This window comes from Richelia sinica FACHB-800, from assembly GCF_014698825.1.
In the GTDB taxonomy this organism is placed as follows: domain Bacteria; phylum Cyanobacteriota; class Cyanobacteriia; order Cyanobacteriales; family Nostocaceae; genus FACHB-800.
The window spans coordinates 78,910-103,672 of record NZ_JACJTT010000007.1 but is presented as its reverse complement, the minus strand read 5'-3'; the positions used below and the strand labels follow the sequence as shown (position 1 = coordinate 103,672).

The following is a 24,763-nucleotide window of genomic DNA, read 5'->3' as shown; positions in this document are numbered from 1 at the left end:
TGTTTATATTTTAATTCTAAATAATATTTTTTATGCAGAAAAGAATTCTCTTAACTTCTTTTGACATTTGGTTGAGTGATCAACAGTCAAATTCCTCTGATGATTTACTACTCGAACTAGCCAAAATGGCTTCCCTCCCCCATCATTTATTTTTTTTGCACCGCTTAAGAGTAGATGTTCAAATCGCTAGTTCTGAAGTTATTGCCAAAATTAATGACCTCCAACCTGATTACGTCATTTGTTGTGGCATGGCTGCCAGTCGTCAAAAATTAAGTGTAGAAGTCATGGCTCGAAGTACAAATATTGCCTGTGAAGATGGCAAGGAAAAAGTTCTCCAAACCACCGTTGATATTGAAAAATTAATCACAGGAACAACAGAAGTTGAGATTAGCTATGACTGTGGTAAGTTTGTTTGTGAAGGACTTTATTATTCAGTTTTAGAGTATTTAAGCCAATCCCAACTAACAATTCCTTGCATTTTTATCCATGTGCCGATTTTGAATCAAGATAACTTGGTAGGGATTATTGCTGATTTTGTTTTAATCATTAACAACCTGGCACTTACATAACATTATCAGCGTCTTACAGGAAAATTTATTCAGTATCATGTTGCCACTACTACTTGCTTTGACTCTCGCTCAAACACTTCCAGTTACTCCTCCAGTTGCAGAAGTTGTTCAACCACAATCAGTCCGTCCTCTGCCAGGACAATTAGATCAAGTTCCCGTCTTTAATAGCAATAGCCCTGAATTAGTTCTCAAAGAAGGAATTTTACTTTCCACCTTTCCTAGTCAAGGAAAAAAAGTACCCACAGCCCATTTAAATTTTCCCTTCCAAGGCAGATTTGATATTTTTGCCCACCATGTTGCCAAGGCCGAACCACCGGAAAATTTACGTTCCCTCTACTTGGGAGTCATCCTCCATAACCCTGGTGCTCAACCAGTGACCGTCAATATTTTGCAAGGAGCGAGTTATTTAAGCCAACCAGATGCCCCCTTTATTCAATTAGATTCATTTATCCCTAATAATTCTGGGAAGGTGTTTGCTGGGCCTGGTAGCCGGGTAACTTCAGATATTTTGAGAGGAAGACGACAGCCAATTTTTCCTGCCAAAATCGTCATTCCTCCAGGGCAAAGTCAAATGTTATTAAATCTGCCCATTCCGGTACAAGGACTCACACCGCCTCTCAATGGCCGCTCTACATATATGCGATTAAGGAGTGATGGCACTGTTTACGCAGCTAGTTTAGCTAAGTTTGCTCCCCTTAACGCTGATGGCAGCGAACGTGCGCCTAGTTTAGAAGAATGGGAAGAATTACTCAATCAAGGTGAATTGTCCACACCTAGAGATAAAACCCCAACTCCTTTAGAAGAAACTGGTAAACCAAGAATTTATGGTCGAGTAGCTGGAGTAGCTCAAGGTTCCCAATGGCGAGCGAATATTGTAGATAGTCCAGAAACGAAATATTTAACCATTCCCTCACCAGGTCAAGCTTTTTCCTATGGTTTGAGTACATTACATGGAGGCACTTTAGGCACTGGTCAAATTCAAACTGCATCAATGTTAGTACGTTATCCTGACACAGCTTATCGTGCCCATGGTAACTATGGTATTCAATACAGTTTGCAATTGCCGCTGTATAACAATACATCCCAACCGCAAAAAGTCACTGTGTCAGTGCAGACTCCTATCAAGGAAGACCAGTTGAGTAAGTCAGGACTACGCTTTTTTACCACACCTGCCCGTCAAGTCTTCTTTCGGGGAACTGTGCGGGTAAGATATACCAATGACCAAGGTCAGCCCAAAACTGAGTTTGTCCATTTAGTTCAGAGAAGAGGCCAGCCAGGGGAACCATTGGTATTATTAAATATGCAACCAAGCGATCGCCGTTTGGTAGAAGTAGACTTTCTTTATCCACCAGATGCTAGTCCACCACAAGTGTTGACTGTTTCTACCCAGGAGGTAGCAGGGGAGAGGTAACAGGGAACAGGTGACAGGTGACAGGTGACAGGTGACAGGTGACAGAGAGATTGAAGAAGTATAGTAAATTTCAATTCCCAATCATCATTTCCTGTACACTCACCAAGGTATTGGCACATAAAATACCTGATTCAGCTATAGCCGGGACACCAATTCCCGGTAGAGTGCTGTCACCTACACGATATAAACCCTTGATGGGTGTGTGTGTGCTGGGAAACATACCTTTTCCAGCGGCAATGGCTGGGCCGTAGGTTCCTTGATGACGACGTAAATAATGCGCGTGGGTTAGAGGTGTACCAATTAATTCCAACACCACACGCTCCCGAATATCAGGGATAATTCGCTCTAGGGCACGATATAAAGTTTGGGCTTTTTCCCGTTTTTTGCTGGCATAACTATCATTTCTTTCCCATCCACCATAGGGTTCTAAGGTATAGGCATGAATCACATGATGTCCTGGTGGTGCTAAAGTACCATCCCAAACACTGGGAATAGAAATCATGCAAGTATTTCCAGGTGCTGTAATATCTTGATGAGAGTCATGAACGACTACGTGATGTCCTGTTAAATTTTCTAAGCCATCGCCTCTGATTCCTAAATGTAGGTGCATAAAGCTATCTACTGCTGGTGTATTGATGGCTGCTTGACGATAACTTGCTGGTAAGTCTTCCGGGTGTAGTAGATGGTTGTAAGTATCCCAAATTGTGGCATTGGAAATTACTACTTCTGCTGTGAGAATTTCGCCACTGCGTAATTTTACTCCTTGAGCTTTTCCCCCTGCCACGAGAATTTGCTCTACATGACAGCCCAAGCGCAACTCACCACCCCAATGTTGCAAACCTTTGACTAAGGCATTAACAATGGCTTTACTACCGCCTACGGGATATTCTACACCCGCACGAGAGCGCTCACCCAGCATAAAAGCTACTTCTGGGGTGATGGTTCCTTCTGCCTTTAAACCAGAGAGGAGAAAGCATTCCAGGTCAATCAATCTTCTCACCCAAGGGTCTTGAATGGTTGTATCCATGACCTGACCTACGGAACTTTGCAGTAGGGGCAAATGAACTAACATTTTGCCTAAGGATGGTAGATACCGTTGGATTAATAGGGGGATGATTTGCCAATCTGAGCGCAATGCTAGGGTAGGAATATCTTTCATCGCTGTGTAGAGTCCTAGCAAGCGTTGTTCAAACAGTTGGAATTCTTTAGCACCTTGGGGTGTGATTTTTTGTAACTCTTGAAGGTAACGTTTCCCATCGCTATACACAGGGAAAGAGCCTTCGGGAAAATGGTAGTGTCCTAGAGGATCATAGGGTATAACTTGGAGAGATTGAGCGATCGCATCTAAAACTTGCTTGAGGGGATTTAAACTCTCGGTATGACTTAAACCACAATAAAAGGAAGGGCCGGAATCAAATTCAAAACCCCTGCGTTTAAAGGTATGAGCAGCACCACCGGCAATGGTGTGACTTTCACAGACAATTACCTTGCGACCATAACGGGCCAGTAAGGCCGCAGCGCATAACCCACCAATCCCACTACCAATGACGATGACATCAAAATTTGCCATGTTTCCCATTTGTCAGTTTTCGATTTTGCCAGCATCAATAAGTACGCGCGAATTTTGAACACTGTTACACTGATGCTTAATTCATTATCATCAATGAACTATTACCAATGACTGAACCATTAATTGAGCTAAAAGGCATTTCTAAAACTTTTGGTGATCATCAAGTTTTGGACAATGTTGATTTAACTATTTACCGAGGGGAAGCCGTAGGCATTATTGGCCCTTCTGGAACTGGCAAGTCAACTATTTTACGGGTAATAGCTGGGTTATTAAAGCCTGATACTGGGGAAATTTATATTGATGGCAAACTCAGAGAGGGTTTAGTAGAAGATAATACCGACCCTGTGGGTATTGGCATGGTATTTCAGCAAGCAGCTTTATTTGACTCGTTAACAGTGGATGAAAATGTAGGGTTTTTGTTATATCAACATTCTCGCCTAGAGCGATCGCATATTCGTGAACTAGTCGAGCAAAAATTAGAAATGGTTGGTTTACCAGGTATTGGTCATCTCTATCCCTCAGAATTATCTGGTGGGATGCGAAAACGAGTTAGTTTTGCCCGTGCTATTATGTCCAACCCTGAAAATACCCAAGCTGGGACAGAAGTTCTTCTCTACGATGAACCCACCGCTGGACTAGACCCCATAGCTTCCACAGTCATCGAAGATTTAATCCGTAGCTTACAAAATACCCAAGGTATTTGTAGTACCTATGTCATCGTCACTCACCAAGATAGTACCATTCGACGTACTGCTGATAGATTAGTATTTCTTTATCAAGGTAGAGTGCAATGGCAAGGTACAGTAAGCGAAATAGATCACACAGAGCATCCTTTGATCAGACAATTTATGAGTGGGAGTGTAAATGGCCCAATACAAGTAGCTGGTTAACTTAACTTAGAATCACACAACTCAGAACTAATTTTTGGGTAGAACAACACATGCAAGGTTTAATTGGCAAATTCACTTCTGTACGAACATTTAGAGAAGGTTCGGTAGGTTTGTTGCTTCTATTAGGTTTAGGAGCATTTGGAGTAATTATTTTTTGGTTGAATAGAGTTACCCCAGGACGCAGTTCTTACACAGCTATAGTTGAATTTGCTAATGCTGAGGGCATGGAAAAAGGTTCACCAGTCCGCTATCGTGGTGTAGAAGTGGGCAGCATTACTGGTATTCAAACCAAACCAAATGCTGTGGATGTCAAAATCGAAATTTCCTCACCAGATTTGTTAATTCCCCGTGATTCTATTATCGAAGCCAATCAAAGTGGCCTAATTAGTGAAAGTATTATTGATATTAGACCCCAGAGCAACATCCCACAGGGAACTCTTGCCAAACCTTTAGACAAAGATTGTAATCCTAGTTTAATTATTTGTAATGGTTCACGACTCAAAGGTCAAATTGGTATTAGCGTAGACGAACTCATTCGTCAATCAACTGATTTAGCCAATCGTTACAATAATCAACAATTTTATCAAAATATTAATAAACTCTTAGTAACTTCCACAGATGCAGCCACTAATGTTGCGGCATTAAGTCGAGATTTACAAAGTTTGAGTAAAAGTTTTAAAGGACAATTAGGCATATTTTCTAACACTGCGGTAACAGTCCAGCGGACAACTAATCAACTTAGTGCATCAACTAACAAAACAGTTAATCAATTAGGTGCAACCGCTAGTGAATTTAGTGTCACAGCCAGACAAGCGAATCGATTGCTCAACAATTTAGACAGTTTATTGACAGAAAATCGAACTTCTCTCGTCGGGGCTTTAAATAATATTACTCAAACTAGTAACCAGCTACGTCTTACTGTTAGTAGTCTTTCACCAGCAGTTAATCGTTTAACAACTGGAGAAGTATTGAAAAATTTAGAAACCCTATCTGCCAACGCTGCTGAAGCTTCCGCTAATTTGCGAGATGCTTCTAAAAATTTAAACGACCCTAAAAATGTCGTCTTACTACAACAAACTCTAGATGCAGCTAGGGTGACATTTGAAAATACTCAAAAAATTACTTCTGACTTAGATGAATTAACAGGTGACCCTAGTTTCCGCAAAAATCTGCTGCAACTAGTCAATGGTTTGAGTAAATTAGTTTCTTCTACTCAAGATATGGAGCAACAAACCAAGGTTGCTATCACTTTAGATTCACTCAAAGCCTCTGTCGTTTCTCCCGATGTCGTAATTACCCCACCTCTTCCCAAGCAACAGGCTTTAGTACCACAGCCCACATCAGAAGTGATAGAAAATTCAAACAACCAGCCTCAACCACGGGAAGGGACAACTTCCCCCACTTCCTCCCAAGAAAAGCTATTACAACAACTCCGGGAGTATGGGAAGCAGGGAACAGGGAACAGGGAACAGGTGACAGGGAACAGGTGACAGGGAACAGAGGAGGGAAGAGTTAATTTCCTTCTGTAACTTCTGTTCGCGTAGCGTGTCTGAACTCCTCATCAATTCCAGTCTTGTTCTTCTTTTTTTCCTCGACTTTTATAAATACCGCCGATATCATGGATTTGGCGGGTTTTTTCAAATAATTCAGCTTCTGTTAAGCCCCACTTCTGTAAGACTCTATCTAAGTCTTTTTGAATGTCTCTAGCACCAGGAAAGCCTTGATAGCGAATTCGCATTCTTGCGAATTCTGCCAAATTGTAGTCTGTTGGCTCTTGTGCTAGTAAGATATCTATTAGGGGGCGATCGCGGTTGTAAAGGGGATGTTGTTGATCTTTACTGCCAGAAGATTCTGTCATAACTCACACATCTACAGGATTTGAGACTAATTAATAGTTAAGGGTTGAGAGTCTATTTAGTTATTAATACTGGAAGTCGGGAAATTTTCAAAATAGGGGAAAATCTCAATACATCAGCTTTTTGAGGTTTGAATGGGGGGTTTTGACTTCCACACGATGGTTGATGAGGGCAACCACACCTTTTAACTTACGGCTCTCACTACTGCCATTAACTATTAAATAAAGATACATTTTCTTTAAGAAACTACAAGAAACTTTAGATGAGGGTGAAATTTTAAATCACCCAAAGTCCAAGCAGCAAGGGAGCAAGAACCCGCTATGTTTGAACATTTCACTTCCGAAGCCATTAGGGTAATTATGCTAGCTCAGGAGGAAGCTCGCCGCCTGGGACACAATTTTGTAGGAACAGAACAAATTCTCCTGGGGTTGATAGGAGAAGGAACTGGTGTTGCTGCTAAAGTGCTGGCTGAGTTAGGTGTTACCCTCAAAGATGCGCGTCGGGAAGTAGAAAAAATTATTGGACGGGGTTCTGGTTTTGTCCCACCGGAAATTCCTTTTACACCGAAGGTGAAAAGCCTGTTTGAGCAATCCTTTAGAGAAGCCCATAGTCTTGGACATAACTACATCAATACGGAACACTTATTGTTGGGTTTGACTGAGGCGGGAGAAGGTGTGGCCGCCAAAGTGTTGCAAAATCTAGGGATTGAGTTGAACGCTATTCGCTCCGCTGTGATTAGTCGTTTAGGTGAAGATGTCACGGTTTTTGCTGGTAGTAGTTCCCAGCGTCCTCACCAAACACTAGGTATAGAGGAATTTGGCAGAAACTTGACGAAACTAGCCAAAGAAGGGAAATTAGACCCTGTGGTAGGGCGAGAAAAGGAAATTGAGCGGACTGTGCAAGTGCTCGGTCGTCGGACTAAGAATAACCCAGTATTGATTGGGGAACCGGGAGTTGGGAAAACAGCGATCGCTGAAGGTTTAGCCCAACGTATTATTAATCAAGATGTGCCTGAGATTTTGCTCAATAAGCAAGTTATTAGTCTAGATATGGGTCTCTTGGTGGCAGGAACTCGCTTCCGGGGAGACTTTGAAGAACGACTGAAGAAAATCATGGAAGAAATTCGCTCAGTCGGCAATATTATCTTGGTGATTGACGAAATTCATACTTTAGTTGGTGCTGGTGGTACAGAAGGCGGCTTAGATGCTGCTAATATCCTCAAGCCAGCTTTAGCTAGGGGTGAACTGCAATGTATTGGTGCAACCACCTTAGATGAATACCGTCAGCATATTGAACGAGATGCAGCACTAGAGCGGCGTTTCCAACCAATTTTAGTTGGTGAACCCTCAGTTGAGGAAACTATTGAAATTCTCTATGGTTTGCGTGGTGCCTACGAGCAGCATCACAAAGTAATTATTTCGGATCAAGCTTTAGCGGCAGCAGCACAGTTATCTGATAGATATATCAGCGATCGCTTTTTACCAGATAAAGCCATAGACTTAATCGATGAAGCTGGCTCTCGTGTGCGTTTGCGTTTCTCTCGCATCTCGACTAACAAAGAACTCAAGCGCGAACTCACAGCCGTGAGCAAAGACAAAGCTGAAGCCATCAGAATTCAAGATTTTGGTAAAGCAAGTAAACTTTATGAGCAAGAAGTAGAACTGCAAAACAAAATCCACGCTGAACTAGAAACCGGTGAAGCATTCACCACCCCCGTTGTCGATGAAGAAGACATTGCCCAAATTGTGGCCTCTTGGACAGGAGTACCAGTTAACAAACTGACAGAATCTGAATCCGAACTACTACTGCACCTAGAAGATACCCTCCATCAACGCCTCATTGGTCAAGAACAAGCCGTTACCGCTGTTTCTCGTGCCATTCGTCGCGCTCGCGTTGGCTTAAAGAACCCCAACCGACCCATTGCCAGCTTTATCTTCTCTGGGCCCACAGGAGTAGGTAAAACCGAACTAGCTAAAGCCTTAGCCGCTTATTTCTTCGGTTCAGAGGAATCCATGATTCGATTGGATATGTCCGAATTCATGGAACGTCACACCGTATCTAAACTGATCGGCTCACCTCCTGGTTATGTAGGCTACGATGAAGGAGGACAACTTACTGAAGCAGTGCGTCGCAGACCATATACAGTATTGCTGTTCGACGAAATTGAAAAAGCCCATCCTGATGTATTTAATACACTGCTACAAATCCTAGACGATGGACATCTCACCGATGCCAAAGGTCGGAAAGTGGACTTCAAGAACACCTTAATCATCTTGACTTCTAACATTGGTTCCAAGGTAATTGAAAAAGGTGGCAGTAGCTTAGGTTTTGAATTCGACAACCAACCAGAAGCTAGTTATAACCGCATCCGCAACTTAGTTAATGAAGAACTAAAGGCCTACTTCCGTCCCGAATTCCTCAACCGTGTTGATGAAATTATCGTCTTCACTCAATTGGGCAAAGAGGAAGTCAAGCAAATTGCTGACATTATGCTGCGGGATGTCGCTGGTCGCTTAAAGGAAAAGGGCATTACCTTAGAAGTCACAGACAAATTCAAAGAACTGGTAGCCAGAGAAGGCTATGATCCCAGCTATGGTGCTAGACCCTTACGTCGTGCCATCATGCGACTATTAGAAGATTCCCTAGCAGAAGCCCTACTTGCTAGTCAAATTGTTCAAGGAGACACCGCCATAGTTGATGTTAATCATGATGGTCAGGTGACTGTCAGGAGAGCAGAACAACGTGAATTGCTGTTAGCAAATGTTGGTTAATGTCCTGTGACTATCCATTTTCAACTTTTCAATAATTAAGATCACAAGGTGGGAGAAAAAATAAAAAAGCCCACCTTTTTTGCATTTTTATCTGGCTTATCTCCCCTAGTTCTCCCCTTTTTTCACATAAACTCAAAGATGCGAAATAAGTGAAGACTCAGCCTTGCCCTGGTTTCAATCCAAGGGCATTTATTTTTAAATAAATATGTTTATATGCTTTCTTAGATAAAAATTAGCAGCAGTATTAATGCTCCAATCAATTACAAAACTTTTCAATAAGAAAACCTTATAGTGCGAGTCTTAATTTGATTCACCTAAAAAATATTTGACTATGAGTAAGCAATTTCGACTATCAGCATTACGCTCATAGACAACACGGTCTCCTAATCTCCGTAGGAGAAACCATCCATAACCACCAATTTGGAGAGTGCCTGGTTGTGGCTCTGATATCTCATCAGGATTAAACGGGCTGCCATAATCCCAAATTCTCATCTCTATCCGGTCAAACCATAGAGTTACTTCTATGTCTATAGTTGTTTCTGGCGGTAATGACCGATGGGCATGACGAACGGCGTTAGTAAAACCCTCTGCCAATGCTAAGTTGAGGCGATAAAGTTGGCTTTCTGACCAGCCTAACTGCGCTAAATATTCCAGGCAAAATTTTTCAAACCATTGTTGTACTTGGTTTAGGAGCCTTAGATCGCTCTTCACCGTCAGATGGCCTTGCTGCACTGCGCTAAGCATTGACCGTGACTTGGATATGTATGTAAGTAAAAAATGCTTGTATTTTTGAACTTGATTTAGATTTGAGATTTTGGACTGGCATTGATTGTCAATCCAAAATTTAAAATCTCAGGTTAGACTTGGGAAATTATGCTTTAAACCTGTTGATGAGTTCCAAAAGCATATGCCATAAGCATGAGGAACTGGTTAAGCCGTGAGAATTATGCTTACAGCTAGTCATCAGCAATCACATCTTTGGTATATGCTCTTGAAACTCACAGGTATCAAAACACTTTGTGGTGACTGATGAACCTAGATTAGAACAATCCTAAGGTCAAGGACTTGTCTAGGGGTAATGCCGCACCAATACCTAGCCACAGGGTAACCAAAGTACCAAACAAAAATACTGTTGTCGCGACTGGACGACGGAAAGGATTTTGGAACTTATTCACACTTTCAATGAAGGGAACAAGAATCAATCCCAAGGGTACGGAAGCCATTGCCAATACCCCTAACAGCTTGTTAGGTAGTGAACGTAGGATTTGGAATACAGGGTATAAATACCACTCTGGCAAAATTTCCAAAGGAGTAGCAAAGGGGTTAGCTGGTTCGCCGGTTAGTGCTGGGTCTAGAACAGCTAGAGCCACAATACAAGCGAAGGAACCCATAATTACTATGGGGAATACGTAGAGCAAATCATTAGGCCATGCAGGTTCACCATAGTAGTTGTGACCCATGCCTTTGGCAAGTTTGGCTCTAAGAATAGGATCGCTCAGATCCGGTTTTTTCTGAGTGGACATCTCTAAATGTGTTCTCCTGCTGAAGTTAAGGGAAGCTATTAGCTATTCAGGCAAATTGCACTGGGTGCAGTAGCTTAGGATTTCAGATAATAGTTTTTGTTTGTGACTTTCACTGGATTTTCTCAGTTTAAAACAAAGGACTCTCATCTGAAAACTATTCATTGCCTATTTGCCAGCTAATGGCTTGAGATTACAAGGGGCCGGAAATACCTTGCTTGCGGATCATCAAGAAGTGGAACAACATGAAGACTGCAATTAACCAAGGTAAAACAAAGGTGTGAGCACTGTAGTAACGAGTAAGGGTAGCTTGGCCAACACTAGAACCACCGCGGAGGAGGTCAGAAATAAGAACCCCAACTACAGGAATAGCTTCGGGAACACCACTAACAATTTTCACAGCCCAGTAGCCTACTTGGTCCCAAGGGAGAGAGTAACCTGTTACACCAAAGGATACTGTGATCACAGCGAGGATAACACCACTTACCCAGGTTAACTCACGGGGCTTTTTGAAACCGCCAGTTAGATAGACCCGGAAAACGTGCAAAATCATCATCAGCACCATCATGCTGGCAGACCAGCGGTGAATGGAGCGAATTAGCCAACCGAAGTTAACTTCGTTCATGATGTACTGGACTGAAGAATAAGCTTCAGCAACAGTTGGCTTGTAGTAGAATGTCATCGCAAATCCAGTAGCAAACTGGATGAGAAAGCACACTAGGGTAATACCACCCAAGCAGTAGAAGATGTTAACGTGGGGAGGTACGTACTTGCTGGTTACATCTTCAGCGATCGCTTGAATCTCCAAGCGTTCTTCAAACCAGTCATAAACGTTGGCCATACAATCTCAAGTTCCTAAAAATCGGGTGCGGTTGATAAATCTCCCAATAGTAAGTTTGGGATTTTCACAAAGGTGCTTTTTCTGCCAGAGTTGTTAAGGTTTTCATAAACTTAACACTCTGTAAATATGGTATATATTGCCTTCTCTTTGCAAGCCAACGCTGTAAATGTTGGTTCCAAAGATGATTTTATCGTGTCTTTAGAGGGATATGCTGGCAGCAGTTGAGTTAACAACTTGATGAGAGCAATGCACCTCTTCTATAAAAAAAGTAACATAGTCGAGAGATAGATTTCATCAACAACAGTGCATCTGCAAAGTTATAGGGAATTTGGGTAGAAGTGAAATTGGAAATGGATTTCATGAAAAAACAGGCTTGGCGGTTGGGATTAGCATTTGTCGTAGTTTTGAGCTTATTCTTTAACGCATTTGTCATGCCAGCAGCTGCGTTAACACAGGAACAAAAGTTAGTGGCTGAGGTTTGGCGGATTGTCAATCGTTCCTATTTAGATGAAACTTTTAACCATCAAAATTGGGCGGCAGTGCGGCAAAAAGCTTTAGAAAAGCCGCTCAAGGACGAAAAAGCAGCTTATGGGGCGATTCAGAAGATGCTCAAGACTTTGGATGACCCCTTTACTAGGTTTCTCGATCCTGAACAGTACCGGAGTTTGCAAGTCAATACCTCTGGAGAATTGACTGGTGTGGGTTTACAAATAGTCCTGAATCCCCAAACTGGAAAATTAGAAGTGATTACGCCCATAGCTGGTTCTCCAGCGGAAAAGGCAGGCTTAAAACCCCGTGACCGCATTCTCAAAATTGAAGGTTTATCTACAGAGGCTTTGACCCTTGATGAAGCTGCGGCACGGATGCGGGGGCCTATCGGCAGCCTTGTGACTCTCTTAATTGAGCGAGAGGGTGAGGGTGAGAAAGAAATTACATTGACACGCGATCGCATTGCTTTGAATCCTGTAGTAGCTGAACTGCGGTCTTCCCCCCAAGGAATACCCATTGGCTACCTACGTCTCAGCCAATTTAACGCCAACGCCGCTGCGGAGTTGGCACACGCTATTTCTAGTTTAGAGAAAAAAGGCGCGGCTGCCTACATTCTTGATTTAAGAAATAATCCTGGTGGGCTATTACAGGCAGGAATAGAAGTGGCCCGTTTATGGTTGGATTCGGGGACAGTAGTTTACACCGTCAATCGTCAAGGCATTCAAGGGGTGGTAGAAGCCTTCGGCCCGGCACTGACCGAAGATCCTTTAGTGGTGCTGGTAAATCAAGGTACTGCTAGCGCCAGTGAAATTTTAGCGGGTGCTTTACAAGATAATAGCCGTGCTCAGTTAGTGGGCGAAACTACCTTTGGTAAGGGGTTGATTCAATCTTTATTTGAATTGTCTGATGGTTCTGGGTTGGCTGTGACTATTGCCAAATACGAAACTCCCAACCATCGAGATATTAATAAATTAGGAATTAAGCCAGATCAAGTTATTCCCCAAACCCCAATTAGCCGTGAAGAAATTGGTACTGCTTCAGATGGTCAATATCAAGCGGCTTTAGAATTGCTATCTCAGAATTTGGTAGTGGCTGGAAAAGGTTAATCAGGGCACAAGGCAGAAGAAAATAATTAAATTATTTCTCTGCTTTTTGTCTCCCTGTCAAATCATGGGTTGTACAAGTTTTAAAGATTCTAAATCTAGTTGAGAGAGCAGGTGATAAGCTTTATCAATGACCCGTTTACCTCGGAGATAACCTGTGTTAGCACCAGGACAGATATAATGTAAAGTCTCTGGGGTAAAGCGATCGCGCAAGCACTGAATACTTTTAATTTGTCTTGGCCAATGAAAAGTTTTGGCTGTGCGGAGTGAAACTGGTAGCCCTTGTTGATTAGGTAGCAGATGTCTACCAGAAAACAGTACACCGCCAAATTCCTTGTAGTATAAGCATGATGAACCAGGAGAATGACCTGGTGTCCACAGCACCTGGACTTGACTATCAATGGTAAATTCTCCCCCAAAGGTAGTGACGGTGGTACCTGGTAATAAATAAGCTTCTTGCTCTTGAATCAAAATTTCACAGCCCAAGATTTGCTGAAATTCCGTGGCCTTGCCAATTGCACCACGATGAGTGATATATAACCATTTCACCCCACCTTGAGAATGCAAAAAATTCTCATGACTCTGATCTAAGCTTGGGGAATCGATGAGGATATTGCCTTCATTTCTTACAATGAAATAAGAAGTTCCCCCTAATGTATCCCGATTGGGGGGAAAGGCAAAAATCCTGTTGTGTACCACCTTCTCTGACAGGTTTGCGTCTGTCGCTGCTGTTTCAGGAAGTACAACTCTTGGCGGCTTGGATGTCTGACTTGGCTGTTCGGGTAAGGAAGGCATGAATAGCTGAGGATTTGTGGACAATCAGGTTAGAGTGTAGTTAGAGCCACTGTTGTTAACTGCGGTGGACAACTGGGGGATGATGGTCTTGGTTGTAGTTATCAATAATCACAAAACTACAGGTGAGATTTACTGTCAAAATTTAGTGAAGATACAATGGCATTTTGGTTGCTCCTGTTATTGGGATTAGCTACTTATCTCATAGTGCGGCATAGTGTTGCTCAAATTACCCGGACACCCGTCTGGTTGCTATGGCTGGTATTAATGACACCAGCGTTTCTGTTAACTGGTTGGACTTTAGTTTATGGACCCACCCTACCACCACCACCAGCCTTGTTAATTTGGCCGTCGGTGATTTGTCTGCTGCTATATTGGCTGCTGTTTCAGTGGGGACGGCAATTGCCAGGACAGGTACAAACTCAAAGTTCCCCTTCAGCACCAGAATCGGCTAACCATCCTACCGCAGAACCAACACCAGTGCGTGCTTTAGATAATACCGAAGAAACACAGTTGAGAAACTGTTTTCCTTGGTCAATTTACTACGTCCAAAACATAGAATATCGCCCGCAAGCGGTGATTTGCCGTGGTCAGTTACGGACGACAGCTACTAGTGCTTACCAGCAAATTAAAACCAATATTGAATCACAATTTGGCGATCGCTTTCTGGTAATTTTTCAAGAAGGGATGAATGATAAGCCCTTTTTTGTTCTCGTGCCCAATCCCCAAGCAGCCAGACAAAACACGAAACGTGAATCAGAAAAGATTACTCAACCGGGATTAGCCCTGGTATTACTGCTAGCAACTTTAGTGAGTACCACCCTAGTCGGGGTGAAAATTGCGGGAGGAGAACTCAGAGAACTGGAATCTGACTTTTCTTTAATTCTCAGGGGTTTACCCTATGCTTTAGGGTTAATGACAATCCTGGGAGTACATGAACTTGGTCACTACATTACCGCTAAATTCTATAAAATTCGTTCTACACTGCCTTACTTTATTCCTGTCCCTTTTTTCTTAGGAACTTTTGGGGCATTTATACAAATGCGTAGTCCTATTCCGCATCGTAAAGCCTTATTTGATGTGAGTATTGCGGGGCCAATAGCTGGGTTTATCGCTACTTTACCTTTACTGTTTTGGGGCTTGACTCATTCTGAAGTAGTACCCATGAGTGACAAAACAGGACTGTTAAATCCCAATGCTCTCAACCCTAAATATTCGATTTTATTAGCTGTTCTCTCTAAATTAGCTTTGGGTAGTGAGCTAACGGCAAAATCTGCCATTGATTTACATCCTGTAGCCGTAGCTGGTTTCCTGGGGTTAATTGTCACAGCTTTGAATTTAATGCCCGTGGGACAACTGGACGGAGGTCATATTGTCCATGCCATGTTTGGACAACGAACTGCGATTGTGATTGGTCAAGTAGCCCGGTTGTTGTTATTACTACTTTCTTTTATCCAAGAAGAATTTTTGTTGTGGGCAATTATTTTATTATTTATTCCCTTAATGGACGAACCAGCCTTAAATGATGTGACAGAGTTGGATAATGGACGGGATATTTTAGGGCTGCTATCTATGGCTTTGTTATTGATTATTGTCTTACCCCTGCCCCAAGCGATCGCTGGTTGGTTACAAATCTAATTCCTTCTATCTGCTCAAATAGGGTGGGTATTACCCACCACTAAGTTAAATTTATTACCTTATTAATCTTCGTGGTCTTCAAAAGGGTCAGCTAACTCCTTACTGGGTGGCCCAAAAGAAGTGTAAATTGCCATACCAGTAATAGCAATCAAAATTGCCGACAGAGAAACGCCAAGAACTATACCAGGGTCTAAATCCATAAATTTAGGGTTATATTATGTAAGCTATGTTAATAGAATATTACAAAATTTAAAGTAAATGAGCAAAAAACTCATTGACCAGTTTTAGTAGACTCTATACACCTAACCATCTGGAAAACCAGTATTTAACAGACCTGACCAGGTAATAAATTGAAAAGCTCCATCAATAAAGCTAAACAAATATCACAAACTGCGATAATTTAAGAAAAGCCTTTGGAGTAATCCGCGTACCGTGAGACACACGGAAACGTACCCTTTATCGGGTGAATGCTTGGTTGATTATCCGTAACATCGCTATGGATAAATTTAAACAATACGCTTTATAGCCTATTTATTTGGCGAAAGCAGGTTTAAACCAGGAATCTCACCTTTTTAAGGATGGGAATGTCTAAAAGAAGATTAAAAAAAGTTTTGGCAATTCATCTTAGGTGAACTATGGCACAACGGACTAGGTTGGGAGATATTCTCAGACCCCTCAACGCTGAGTATGGTAAAGTAGCTCCAGGTTGGGGAACTACACCTGTAATGGGTGTTTTTATGCTGCTATTTTTTGTGTTTCTGCTAATTATTCTGCAAGTTTACAACAAGTCTCTGTTGATTCAGGATGTACTTGTTGATTGGCGTACTTTAGGTGGCTAATAGACATCCAGCCAACTAGCATAAATGGCAAAGTTAGCACAAAGTCGGTGAAAACTGGCGTATTGATGAATGAGGGCGTGGCTATGCTGCGCCCTTTGTTATAGCAGGTGACAGGTGACAGGTGACAGGTGATAGGTGACAGGTGACAGGTGACAGGTGATAGGTGATAGTGATAGGTGACAGGTGATAGGTGATAGTGCTACAAGTCTTTGGATGTCTGGGTTGTAGTTTTAGTTAATCTCCTAACTTCCTTGTCTACAGCTATGTATGAGAGCCATGATTGATTAAACTAAAATGTGTAATCTCAGTTTTTCTGGTGGTGAAAAATGAATATATTCGGAATCGGGTTGCCAGAAATGGCTGTAATTATGGTGGTTGCACTGTTAATCTTTGGGCCCAAGAAGTTACCAGAGATTGGCCGGAGTTTGGGGAAAACTATTCGCAGTTTTCAAGAAGCTTCCAATGAATTTCAAAACGAATTTAAAAAGGAAGCAGAATCATTAGAACAAACTGTGAAAACTACTGCGGAATTGGAACCTAAGCAAATCGAAGCCACCAAATCACAGCCAGAAAATGCTGGTTCCTCACCTACCAGCTAAGAACGACTGTGAGTAAGATGACTGAATCTGATAAAGCCAACGCCTTGGTCATTCCCCAGCTAATTGTCGGGTTGGGGAACCCAGAACCTAAGTATGACCAAACGCGCCATAATATTGGCTTTGGTGCAATAGATACTCTTTCCCGTGTTTGGCAAATTCCTCTAGCAGAAAATCGTAAGTTTCAAGGGGAGTTTGGTGAAGGTATAGCCCCTGGTGGTTTGAAAGTGCGTTTACTCAAGCCCTTAACTTATATGAATCGGTCTGGACAAGCAATTCAGGCGGTTACGAGTTGGTATAAACTCCCGCCTGAGTCAGTGCTGATTATCTATGACGATATGGATTTACCCTTGGGCAAAACTCGTCTACGCTTATCTGGTTCTGCTGGTGGACATAACGGTATGAAAAGTGCGATCGCTCATTTGAGTAGTCAAAATTTCCCCAGGTTACGCATAGGCATCGGAAAACCCAAAGGTGCAGCAAATGGAGATAATTCGGAAACGGTCTCCTATGTCTTGGGGCGCTTTTCTGCTGCTGAAAATAAAGTCATGTCTCTGGTACTGGACTTTGTAGTTGATTGTCTAGAACTCAGCCTCAAACAAGGGGTAGAAAAAGCGATGAATCGCTGTAATAGCACAACTTTCGAGGCGAATGAGGCTGAAGGTAGATATTAAGAATTAGCCTACACCCCGAAAGGGGTGCGGCACATTTTGAATTTTGATTCAGAATGGTAAAGCGCGGTTACTTGTTGTCTTTGATATCTTCAAACAACACCAGTACCAAACCTCATAGCTTTATTTAAAACGGCGTTTGCGTCTAGCTGCCACTGCTTTGCGTTTGCGCTTTTCCAATGGGGTTTCAAAGTGCCGATGATACTTAACGTCAGCCAATATACCAGCTTTGGAAACTTGGCGTTTAAAGCGACGCAGGGCTGAATCAATGCCTTCGTTTTCTCCTAGAACCACTTGGGTCATTCTTAATCTGTCCTCAATTTGTCGATAAATTCCATTGTAATATTAGCCGCAAAGTTAGCCAAACCTGTCAGTCTAGAAGATTGATTATATTAATCAAATTCGTGAATTAGTCCAGTTTGGCTGTATGCAAGCCCAAATAAATAGGGTAGCACCTCTGGTACAGGTACTAGTCATTTCAGCCCAACTTAGCTTACACCTGATATTCATCCCAATTAAAGATTTGAACTGAATTCTAGCCCCAAATCATTTATTGTCATTGGTGCTTCATTGTTATCTGCTTGATTAATAGTGAACTGGGGATTTTTAGCTAATTCTTATCAATATTTTCACGGAGATTTTTTCCCTCTCCTAGTTCCATACCATCCTTGGTATGGTTACCCCATTGTTATCCAACTAGAGATATACCTCTAACTAGAGATTTTTTTCATATTTCTCTCATTTTTATAGTAAGCTCAAGAAATGAATATTTAAATACCCCCATGACCAGCGTCTCTTTTTACCGGAAATTAAGTATATTTCAGAAACTAGCACCAGAGAAGCCTGCACCAGTGATTAAAGCAATGGAGATGTACTCACCCGAAGTTATTAAAGTTTCAGGATTAGGCGTACACTACCGTACACAGGTGGCCTTGCAGGATATTAACTGTATAATTCGTCCAGGCAGAATCACAGGAATTTTTGGCCCTAATGGTGCTGGCAAAAGTACCCTGATGAAAGCAATTTTGGGATTAGTACCATTAAGCAGTGGTGCTGTAGCCTACAACAATCAGCCTGTGATGCAACAGCTAGAAAAGGTTGCCTATGTCCCCCAACGTAGCCAAATTGACTGGTCTTATCCAGCCACAGTTTGGGACGTGGTGATGATGGGAAGGGTGAAAAAAACAGGTTGGTTGCGTAATTTTTCTAATGTCAGTTGTCAAGTAGCAAAAGCTGCTTTAGAACGGGTGGGAATGGGAGATTTGAAAAATCGTCCTATTGGTGAATTATCCGGTGGACAACAACAACGGGTATTTTTAGCCAGGGCCTTAACTCAACAAGCAGAAATTTTCTGTTTTGATGAACCTTTTGTAGGTATTGATCAAAAAACCCAATCAATTATTTTTGAAGTATTTCACGAACTAGCAGCAGAAAACAAAATTATTTTAGTCGTGAATCATGACTTGGGTAAATCTATCACCCATTTTGATGATTTAATCTTACTCAATTGCGAACTGATTGCCACAGGTTCACGCCCAGAAGTGTTGACAGAACATAATCTCCATCGTGCTTATGGTGGTAATGTGATATATTTTGCGGCTTAAAAAATTGCTGGCGGAAATCTTAATTTTTACCTTTGCTGTTTGTCTCTAGCATCTATTGTTTATGCTTCAAGCATTAATTGAACCGTTGCAATATAGCTTTATGCAACGTTCTTTAGTCATTGCTATTTTAGTGGGTTTATTGTGTGCTGTAGTGGGCAGTTATTTAATGGTACAACGCCTAGCATTACTAGGTGATGCTATCAGTCATTCGGTCTTACCTGGACTAGCCATTTCTTTTATGGTGGGTGGCAATATTTTTGTAGGTGCATTTATTGCTGGTGTATTAAGTACAATGGCAATAGCTTTTATCCGCACGCGATCGCCTATCAAAGAAGATGCAGCCATGGGAATAGTGTTTTCTGCCTTCTTTGCCCTGGGTGTTACCCTCATTACCATTATTCAAAAAGATAATAAAATCGACCTCAATCACTTTCTGTTTGGCAACATCCTGGGTGTCACTGGTGACGAAGTGAGAGACACCGCTGTGATTGCCGCAATTGTGTTAATTGTCATTGTTCTCTTGTACAAAGAACTTTTATTTTATACCTTCGACCCCTTAGGCGCACAAGCAGCAGGTTTACCAGTCAATCGCCTCAACTTTGGCTTGATGGTGTTGATTGCTTTAACTATTGTGGCCAGTATGAAAGCTGTAGGTGTAATTTTAGTTTTGTCACTTTTAATTACCCCTGGTGCAACAGCTTATTTATTAGTCAAACGTCTACATGAAGTGATGATTTTAGGGGCGGTGATTGGTGTCATTTCTAGTATTAGTGGCATGTATCTTAGTTATTTTTATAATTTACCTTCTGGGCCAGCTATCGTCTTAGTGGTTTCGGGTTTATTTGTATTGGCGTTACTCTTTAGTCCCAGGCATGGGGTACTTATTCCTAATGCCAATCAGAAAAAGGCGTAAATTTTCCTCTGTCATGATTTTGAGGCATCACAACTTTTTCATTTGATGACTAATAGGGTCAAAACCTTGAGAAAATCGTGTACTTTCATCGTAGTAAGCACCTTTTAAATTTGCGCCATAGAGTTTGGTGTAGTGAAGTTTGGCACCACGAAGATTTGCTTGACTTAAATTCACACCACAGAGGTTTGCCCTAGTTAAGTTGGCATTAGCTAGATTTGTACTGCTTAAGTCTGCACCCCAGAGTTTAGCTTTAGCGAGGTTAGCGTTAGTCAAATCAGCACCCCATAAGTTGACTCCCGGTAAGTAAGCAGCAATTAGCTTGGCATTAATTAACTTAGAAGACGGAAAATATCTTTCTCCGGCAGCATAGCGCCGTTTCAGTTCCTCAACATCCATGTGTCGATAACCTGCTGTTACTACCAAAAATTTACTTGGCTGGATAATTTAGCGGCAAGAGTAGCTAAGTCCTATTTCCACGATAATCACCAAATCAGATAAATATCATTAATAAATTCCAAAGCGATCGCACTTTTTAACAATGGAGAATTTTTACCTACCAGTGGTAAGGGCTTTTAGCTAGTTAAATTATCTGTGATTTTTATTTTATACACGAAAAAACACTTGAGTTTTTGATAATTCTCAAGTGCTTTTTCGTATATTTGTATACCTTTTCATCGTAGAATGAAACATTAATAACTCGCAAAATTGCTGTGTTCAAATGCACTGCGAAGTTAAATGCGCCAACTAGCTCGTGAAATGGTATCACTCCTTGCACAGATAAAGCATACCTCTTTTGGGTACAAATAGTCAGGGTGGAGAGTGACAGTTTATTAACTGACATGAGTGATCAAGGACTCACATCGCTCAGTATTAAAACAAACTATTTGCCCAAGTAACAAATGTAAAGATATAGTATAAAAATTATCTGATTGCCGTAAAAATCAGGTCATAATCTCATGGTTATCGTCAACTCAACCTCTGATTTGTGATCGCCATTGTTTTTGTCCCCATCAGCTGCAAACCCTCTTGTCATTTGCTATTGAGACCATCTTGAAAACTCTTCATTGCACCTGGCATCATGAGTGAATGTATTTTTTACTTCCACAATCTATGGAAATTTTCGTACCGGGACGCTTATGTCTATTTGGAGAACATAGTGATTGGGCAGGAAGTTATCGTTGCCACAACCCCGAACTAAAAAAGGGCTACACCTTATTAGTAGGAACTAATCAAGGACTATACGCCAATGTGAAATCCCATCCCAGTCATTTGCTACTCAAGATGTCCCTGAATGATGGTCATGTTAAAACCTTGGCTTTAAATATGGAGAAGCAGACGCTACTGGAGGTAGCCAAAGCCGGGGGTTTTTTTAGTTATGCTGCGGGTGTAGCTTATCAAATTTTGAATCATTACCAGGTAGGTGGATTAGAAATAGATAACTACTGTACAGATTTACCTATCAAAAAAGGACTTTCATCAAGTGCGACTGTCTGTGTATTAGTAGCGAGGGCCTTTAATCAGGTATACGATTTAAAAATGAGCCATCGTGAAGAAATGGAATTTGCCTACCAGGGAGAAATTACTACACCTTCTAGTTGTGGGAGAATGGATCAAGGTTGTGCTTATGGGAATCAGCCCATTGCCATGGTATTTGATGGCGATCGTACAGAGGTAATTGAATTAGCTGCGGCGAAAAATTTATTTTTTGTTATTGTTGATTTAGGTGCTAGCAAGAATACACAGCAAATTCTTGCTCAACTGCATCAATGTTATCCTTTTGCTAGGAATGATATAGAAACGCAAGTCCAGGAATTTCTCGGTGCAATTAGCTATCAAATTACCCAAGGGGCGGTAGAAGCAATTCAAGCAGGAGATGCAGAAAAAATTGGTATATTGATGAAGCAATTTCAAGAGTATTTTGATCGTTATCTTATTCCTGCCTGTCCCACAGAATTAACTGCACCCATCCTACACAAACTCTTAAATTATCCACCAATTCAACCTTATATATTTGGTGGTAAAGGAGTAGGTTCTCAAGGTGATGGTACAGCACAATTTATTGTTAAAGATGCAGCAAGTCAACAAAAATTAATAGATATTATTAATAGAGATTTTCAAGCAATGCAATGTTTAAAATTGACTATTTATGCCCAACCATCAAGTTAAAAAAGCAATAATTCCTGCGGCTGGTTTTGGCACCAGATTGTTTCCAGCTACTAAGGTAGTGAAAAAAGAATTATTTCCTATTATTGATCAAGATGGTCGTGCTAAACCAATTATTTTAGCGATAGTGGAAGAGGCGATCAGTGCAGGTATTTCCGAAGTTGCCATAGTAGTGCAACCAGAAGATATACCATTATTTTCCTATCTATTTAAAAGTCCACCTAAACCAGAACTGTTGTGTAAACTTTCTTCAGCAAATAAAGAATATAGCGAATATTTACAATCAATAGGTAATAAAATTACAATTTTATCTCAAACAGAACAGGAAGGTTATGGACATGCTGTGTTCTGTGCGAAAGATTGGGTTAACAATGAGCCATTTTTACTATTATTAGGCGACCATGTTTATCAATCAGATATAAATATATCTTGTGCTCAACAAATTATCGATATCTATGCACAAGTTAATCATAGCGTTATTGGTATCACGAGGATGTCAGCAGCATTAATTCATAAAGCTGGATGTGTAGCAGGGGTGTGGCAAAATCAAAAATCTTGGTTATCTTTAACAGAAATATATGAAAAACCATCTCTTGAGTATGCGCGACAGCATTTACAGGTTGAAGGAATGCCAACAGATGAATTTTTATGTGTATTTGGGTTATATGTGCTGACACCGAGGATTTTTGATTGGTTAGAGTTGAACATTCAACAAAATATCAGAGTTCAGGGAGAGTTTCAGTTAACTTCTGCTTTAGAACAATTACGGCAAGCTGAAGGTATGACAGGATATGTTGTGCAAGGTAAATGTTTTGATACTGGTCTACCGGATGCTTATCTTCAGACTATGATTGATTTTAGACGATAAATATGGTGGTATACAGATAATTTTTCTCAAACACAATTCATACTTTCTTCTTTGTTGGGTGAATTGACAGTTGGTGGTAATTCATGTGCATGGTTAGAAAAACTTGTAGAAACGTTCCGTCTGCACATTTCTACAATCATTTCACCAGATGTATGTTGATAATAAATAAAATTTATCTATTTTTAAAAATCCTCTTGCTTTCAATATATTTTCCCAATTGATGGGAGAATTTGCGGAAACCCCTGTCAAGCACTGTAAATAATCAATAATGGATTAGGAATTACAGAAATGGCTTGGCTTTTTCTATTTTTGGCAATTGCTTGCGAAATTTTTGGTACAGTTTCTTTAAAGTTAGCTAATGGCTTTTCTCATCCAATTTATCTAATCGGCACAGTAGTTGGCTATCCTCTAGCATTTAGCTTCTTTGGGTTATCTTTGAAAACAATAGAAGTTAGTATTGGATACGCTGTTTGGTCAGGTGTGGGAATCGTGGGCACATCTGTATTAGGTTCTATTTTGTTTAAGGAAAGCTTTAGTGTAGCGAAAACTTTATTTATGGGGTTAATTTTAGCAGGAGTAATTGGCTTGAGTTTCGTGAAATCATAATCAATGCAGAAACCTAAAAAATTAAACATATCAACTGACAGGTGAATCTAATAATTTAATTGTGCCTGTAGCTGCATCAATTTCCACCTCTAATCCGATGGGTAAGGTAAATTTATCTTGAATATGACCAATCATGGAACCGTACCAAGCAGGAATTTTTAAAGGTCGAATATGGTCTTGTAATACTTGCTGTAAAGTTAGAGATGGTTCTTCTCCTAGTTGGCAGTTAGTACATTGCCCAAAAATAAAGCCATTAATTTGATTAAGAATACCAGCATTTTTTAACTGGGTTAGCATTCTATCAATACGATAAATATCTTCACCAATATCTTCAACAAATAAAATAGTATTTTTCCATGTTGGTAAATAAGATGAACCCAACATAGCGGTTAAAACAGATAAGTTACCACCCATCAATTTACCTTTGGCTGTTCCCAAATTAATTATTGATAATTTGCCTTCTTTTCCGTCATTATTTTCTAGAGTTACAGCTTCTGCATTAAATAATATTTTCTGCAAATTGCTAATGGTAAATTGATTCCATGTGGACGTGGCAACTGGCCCGTGAAAAGTTATCAATCGACAACGATGATAAATCGCTAATAATAAAGATGTGATATCACTGTAACCGAGAATTATTTTCGGATGGGCGCGCATCAGAGGATAATTAAGTAGAGGTAAAATGCGATTGCAACCCCACCCACCGCGCATAGCAATAATTGCTTTTACAGAGGGATCTGCAAACATGGTATTAATATCTTGGGCACGATGGGCATCGGTTCCAGCTAAATAACCGTAACGATCTAAAATATGTACACCTGTTTTGATGTTTAATCCTAAATTCATCAAAGCTTGTTTTGCTTTTTCAACATCTTTTACTTCAACCATACCACCTGGAGAAATCAGGCCGATAGTATCACCCACTTGCAGCCTTGGTGGTTTAATGATGGTAGTGGCTAAAGTTTGACTTTGGGCTGTTAACCAGGGTATTTGAGTTGCTAGGGTAGTTAGTCCTACACTGGTGATAAATTGACGACGGTTAATGATCATTGA

General features: G+C 41.0%; 25 protein-coding genes. 15 read left to right on the top strand and 10 right to left on the bottom strand.

Annotated features, from left to right (window positions below; all coding sequences use genetic code 11):
• The first annotated feature begins 32 nt into the window (after nt 1-32).
• Nucleotides 33-569, top strand: coding sequence for a pyroglutamyl-peptidase I family protein (locus H6G73_RS08140; RefSeq protein WP_190603106.1), 537 nt, complete (start codon nt 33-35; stop codon nt 567-569).
• 37 nt (nt 570-606) lie between these two features.
• The gene (locus H6G73_RS08135; protein WP_190603104.1) at nt 607-1,980 is read left to right on the top strand and encodes a DUF3370 domain-containing protein; all 1,374 of its coding nucleotides are present in this window, start codon (nt 607-609) and stop codon (nt 1,978-1,980) included.
• Nucleotides 1,981-2,050: 70 nt separating this feature from the next.
• Here H6G73_RS08135 and H6G73_RS08130 read toward each other — a convergent pair whose 3' ends face one another.
• Nucleotides 2,051-3,550: a phytoene desaturase family protein gene (locus tag H6G73_RS08130; RefSeq protein ID WP_190603103.1), complete on the bottom strand. Its 1,500-nt coding sequence runs from the start codon at nt 3,548-3,550 to the stop codon at nt 2,051-2,053.
• Nucleotides 3,551-3,657: 107 nt separating this feature from the next.
• Here H6G73_RS08130 and H6G73_RS08125 point away from each other — a divergent pair, with 107 nt between their 5' ends.
• Both H6G73_RS08125 and H6G73_RS08120 read left to right on the top strand, forming a co-directional pair.
• Nucleotides 3,658-4,440: an ABC transporter ATP-binding protein gene (locus tag H6G73_RS08125; RefSeq protein ID WP_190603102.1), complete on the top strand. Its 783-nt coding sequence runs from the start codon at nt 3,658-3,660 to the stop codon at nt 4,438-4,440.
• 50 nt (nt 4,441-4,490) lie between these two features.
• Nucleotides 4,491-5,930: an MlaD family protein gene (locus H6G73_RS08120; RefSeq protein ID WP_190603101.1), complete on the top strand. Its 1,440-nt coding sequence runs from the start codon at nt 4,491-4,493 to the stop codon at nt 5,928-5,930.
• Between the two features lie 71 nt (nt 5,931-6,001).
• Here H6G73_RS08120 and H6G73_RS08115 read toward each other — a convergent pair whose 3' ends face one another.
• The gene (locus tag H6G73_RS08115) at nt 6,002-6,298 is read right to left on the bottom strand and encodes a DUF3288 family protein (protein ID WP_190603098.1); all 297 of its coding nucleotides are present in this window, start codon (nt 6,296-6,298) and stop codon (nt 6,002-6,004) included.
• A 318-nt stretch (nt 6,299-6,616) separates the two neighbouring features.
• Here H6G73_RS08115 and H6G73_RS08110 point away from each other — a divergent pair, with 318 nt between their 5' ends.
• On the top strand, nt 6,617-9,067 hold the full coding sequence (locus H6G73_RS08110; protein WP_190603096.1) for an ATP-dependent Clp protease ATP-binding subunit: 2,451 nt from the start codon (nt 6,617-6,619) through the stop codon (nt 9,065-9,067).
• 300 nt (nt 9,068-9,367) lie between these two features.
• On the opposite strand, the gene H6G73_RS08105 is transcribed toward H6G73_RS08110, so the two are convergent.
• The 3 genes from H6G73_RS08105 to petB form a co-directional block, all read right to left on the bottom strand.
• On the bottom strand, nt 9,368-9,811 hold the full coding sequence (locus H6G73_RS08105) for an ATP-binding protein (RefSeq protein ID WP_190603094.1): 444 nt from the start codon (nt 9,809-9,811) through the stop codon (nt 9,368-9,370).
• Nucleotides 9,812-10,107: 296 nt separating this feature from the next.
• Complete coding sequence (petD, locus tag H6G73_RS08100; RefSeq protein WP_190603092.1) at nt 10,108-10,590, bottom strand: cytochrome b6-f complex subunit IV; 483 nt, start codon at nt 10,588-10,590, stop codon at nt 10,108-10,110.
• A gap of 190 nt (nt 10,591-10,780) precedes the next feature.
• Complete coding sequence (gene petB, locus H6G73_RS08095) at nt 10,781-11,428, bottom strand: cytochrome b6 (protein WP_010997571.1); 648 nt, start codon at nt 11,426-11,428, stop codon at nt 10,781-10,783.
• Nucleotides 11,429-11,778: 350 nt separating this feature from the next.
• On the opposite strand from petB, the gene ctpA reads away from it, so the two are divergent.
• Nucleotides 11,779-13,023 carry a carboxyl-terminal processing protease CtpA gene (gene ctpA, locus H6G73_RS08090; RefSeq protein WP_190603091.1) on the top strand — a complete coding sequence of 415 codons (1,245 nt, stop codon included), beginning with the start codon at nt 11,779-11,781 and terminating at the stop codon, nt 13,021-13,023.
• A gap of 57 nt (nt 13,024-13,080) precedes the next feature.
• Here the strand turns inward: ctpA and H6G73_RS08085 are convergent, their stop codons facing one another.
• Nucleotides 13,081-13,815, bottom strand: coding sequence for an MBL fold metallo-hydrolase (locus tag H6G73_RS08085; protein WP_190603087.1), 735 nt, complete (start codon nt 13,813-13,815; stop codon nt 13,081-13,083).
• Nucleotides 13,816-13,971: 156 nt separating this feature from the next.
• Between H6G73_RS08085 and H6G73_RS08080 the strand changes: the two genes are divergently transcribed.
• The gene (locus H6G73_RS08080; protein WP_190603086.1) at nt 13,972-15,450 is read left to right on the top strand and encodes a site-2 protease family protein; all 1,479 of its coding nucleotides are present in this window, start codon (nt 13,972-13,974) and stop codon (nt 15,448-15,450) included.
• A 62-nt stretch (nt 15,451-15,512) separates the two neighbouring features.
• Here H6G73_RS08080 and psbN read toward each other — a convergent pair whose 3' ends face one another.
• Nucleotides 15,513-15,650 (bottom strand): photosystem II reaction center protein PsbN, encoded by a 138-nt coding sequence (psbN, locus tag H6G73_RS08075; protein WP_190603085.1) that lies wholly within the window; start codon nt 15,648-15,650, stop codon nt 15,513-15,515.
• Between the two features lie 435 nt (nt 15,651-16,085).
• Here psbN and psbH point away from each other — a divergent pair, with 435 nt between their 5' ends.
• The 3 genes from psbH (at nt 16,086) to pth (ending at nt 17,559) form a co-directional block, all read left to right on the top strand.
• Entirely contained in the window at nt 16,086-16,289 is a 204-nt protein-coding gene (gene psbH / locus H6G73_RS08070) for a photosystem II reaction center phosphoprotein PsbH (protein ID WP_190603083.1), read from the top strand.
• Between the two features lie 326 nt (nt 16,290-16,615).
• On the top strand, nt 16,616-16,888 hold the full coding sequence (locus H6G73_RS08065; protein ID WP_190603082.1) for a TatA/E family twin arginine-targeting protein translocase: 273 nt from the start codon (nt 16,616-16,618) through the stop codon (nt 16,886-16,888).
• A 17-nt stretch (nt 16,889-16,905) separates the two neighbouring features.
• On the top strand, nt 16,906-17,559 hold the full coding sequence (pth, locus tag H6G73_RS08060) for an aminoacyl-tRNA hydrolase (RefSeq protein ID WP_190603081.1): 654 nt from the start codon (nt 16,906-16,908) through the stop codon (nt 17,557-17,559).
• A 120-nt stretch (nt 17,560-17,679) separates the two neighbouring features.
• On the opposite strand, the gene rpsU is transcribed toward pth, so the two are convergent.
• Complete coding sequence (gene rpsU / locus H6G73_RS08055; RefSeq protein ID WP_008226419.1) at nt 17,680-17,859, bottom strand: 30S ribosomal protein S21; 180 nt, start codon at nt 17,857-17,859, stop codon at nt 17,680-17,682.
• A gap of 479 nt (nt 17,860-18,338) precedes the next feature.
• Here rpsU and H6G73_RS08050 point away from each other — a divergent pair, with 479 nt between their 5' ends.
• Complete coding sequence (locus tag H6G73_RS08050) at nt 18,339-19,160, top strand: metal ABC transporter ATP-binding protein (RefSeq protein WP_190603080.1); 822 nt, start codon at nt 18,339-18,341, stop codon at nt 19,158-19,160.
• A gap of 61 nt (nt 19,161-19,221) precedes the next feature.
• Nucleotides 19,222-20,073, top strand: coding sequence for a metal ABC transporter permease (locus tag H6G73_RS08045; protein WP_190603079.1), 852 nt, complete (start codon nt 19,222-19,224; stop codon nt 20,071-20,073).
• Between the two features lie 27 nt (nt 20,074-20,100).
• Here H6G73_RS08045 and H6G73_RS08040 read toward each other — a convergent pair whose 3' ends face one another.
• Nucleotides 20,101-20,469 (bottom strand): pentapeptide repeat-containing protein, encoded by a 369-nt coding sequence (locus H6G73_RS08040; protein ID WP_190603189.1) that lies wholly within the window; start codon nt 20,467-20,469, stop codon nt 20,101-20,103.
• 714 nt (nt 20,470-21,183) lie between these two features.
• Here H6G73_RS08040 and H6G73_RS08035 point away from each other — a divergent pair.
• The 3 genes from H6G73_RS08035 to H6G73_RS08025 all read left to right on the top strand — a co-directional run bounded on the left by H6G73_RS08035 (nt 21,184) and on the right by H6G73_RS08025 (nt 23,710).
• Entirely contained in the window at nt 21,184-22,239 is a 1,056-nt protein-coding gene (locus H6G73_RS08035) for a mevalonate kinase family protein (RefSeq protein ID WP_190603078.1), read from the top strand.
• Entirely contained in the window at nt 22,220-23,104 is an 885-nt protein-coding gene (locus H6G73_RS08030) for a UTP--glucose-1-phosphate uridylyltransferase (protein WP_190603077.1), read from the top strand. The genes H6G73_RS08035 and H6G73_RS08030 overlap by 20 nt, the downstream gene beginning before the upstream one ends.
• 288 nt (nt 23,105-23,392) lie before the next feature.
• Entirely contained in the window at nt 23,393-23,710 is a 318-nt protein-coding gene (locus tag H6G73_RS08025; protein WP_190603075.1) for a DMT family transporter, read from the top strand.
• 30 nt (nt 23,711-23,740) lie between these two features.
• On the opposite strand, the gene H6G73_RS08020 is transcribed toward H6G73_RS08025, so the two are convergent.
• Nucleotides 23,741-24,760 (bottom strand): S66 peptidase family protein, encoded by a 1,020-nt coding sequence (locus tag H6G73_RS08020; RefSeq protein WP_190603071.1) that lies wholly within the window; start codon nt 24,758-24,760, stop codon nt 23,741-23,743.
• Nucleotides 24,761-24,763 lie beyond the last annotated feature (3 nt).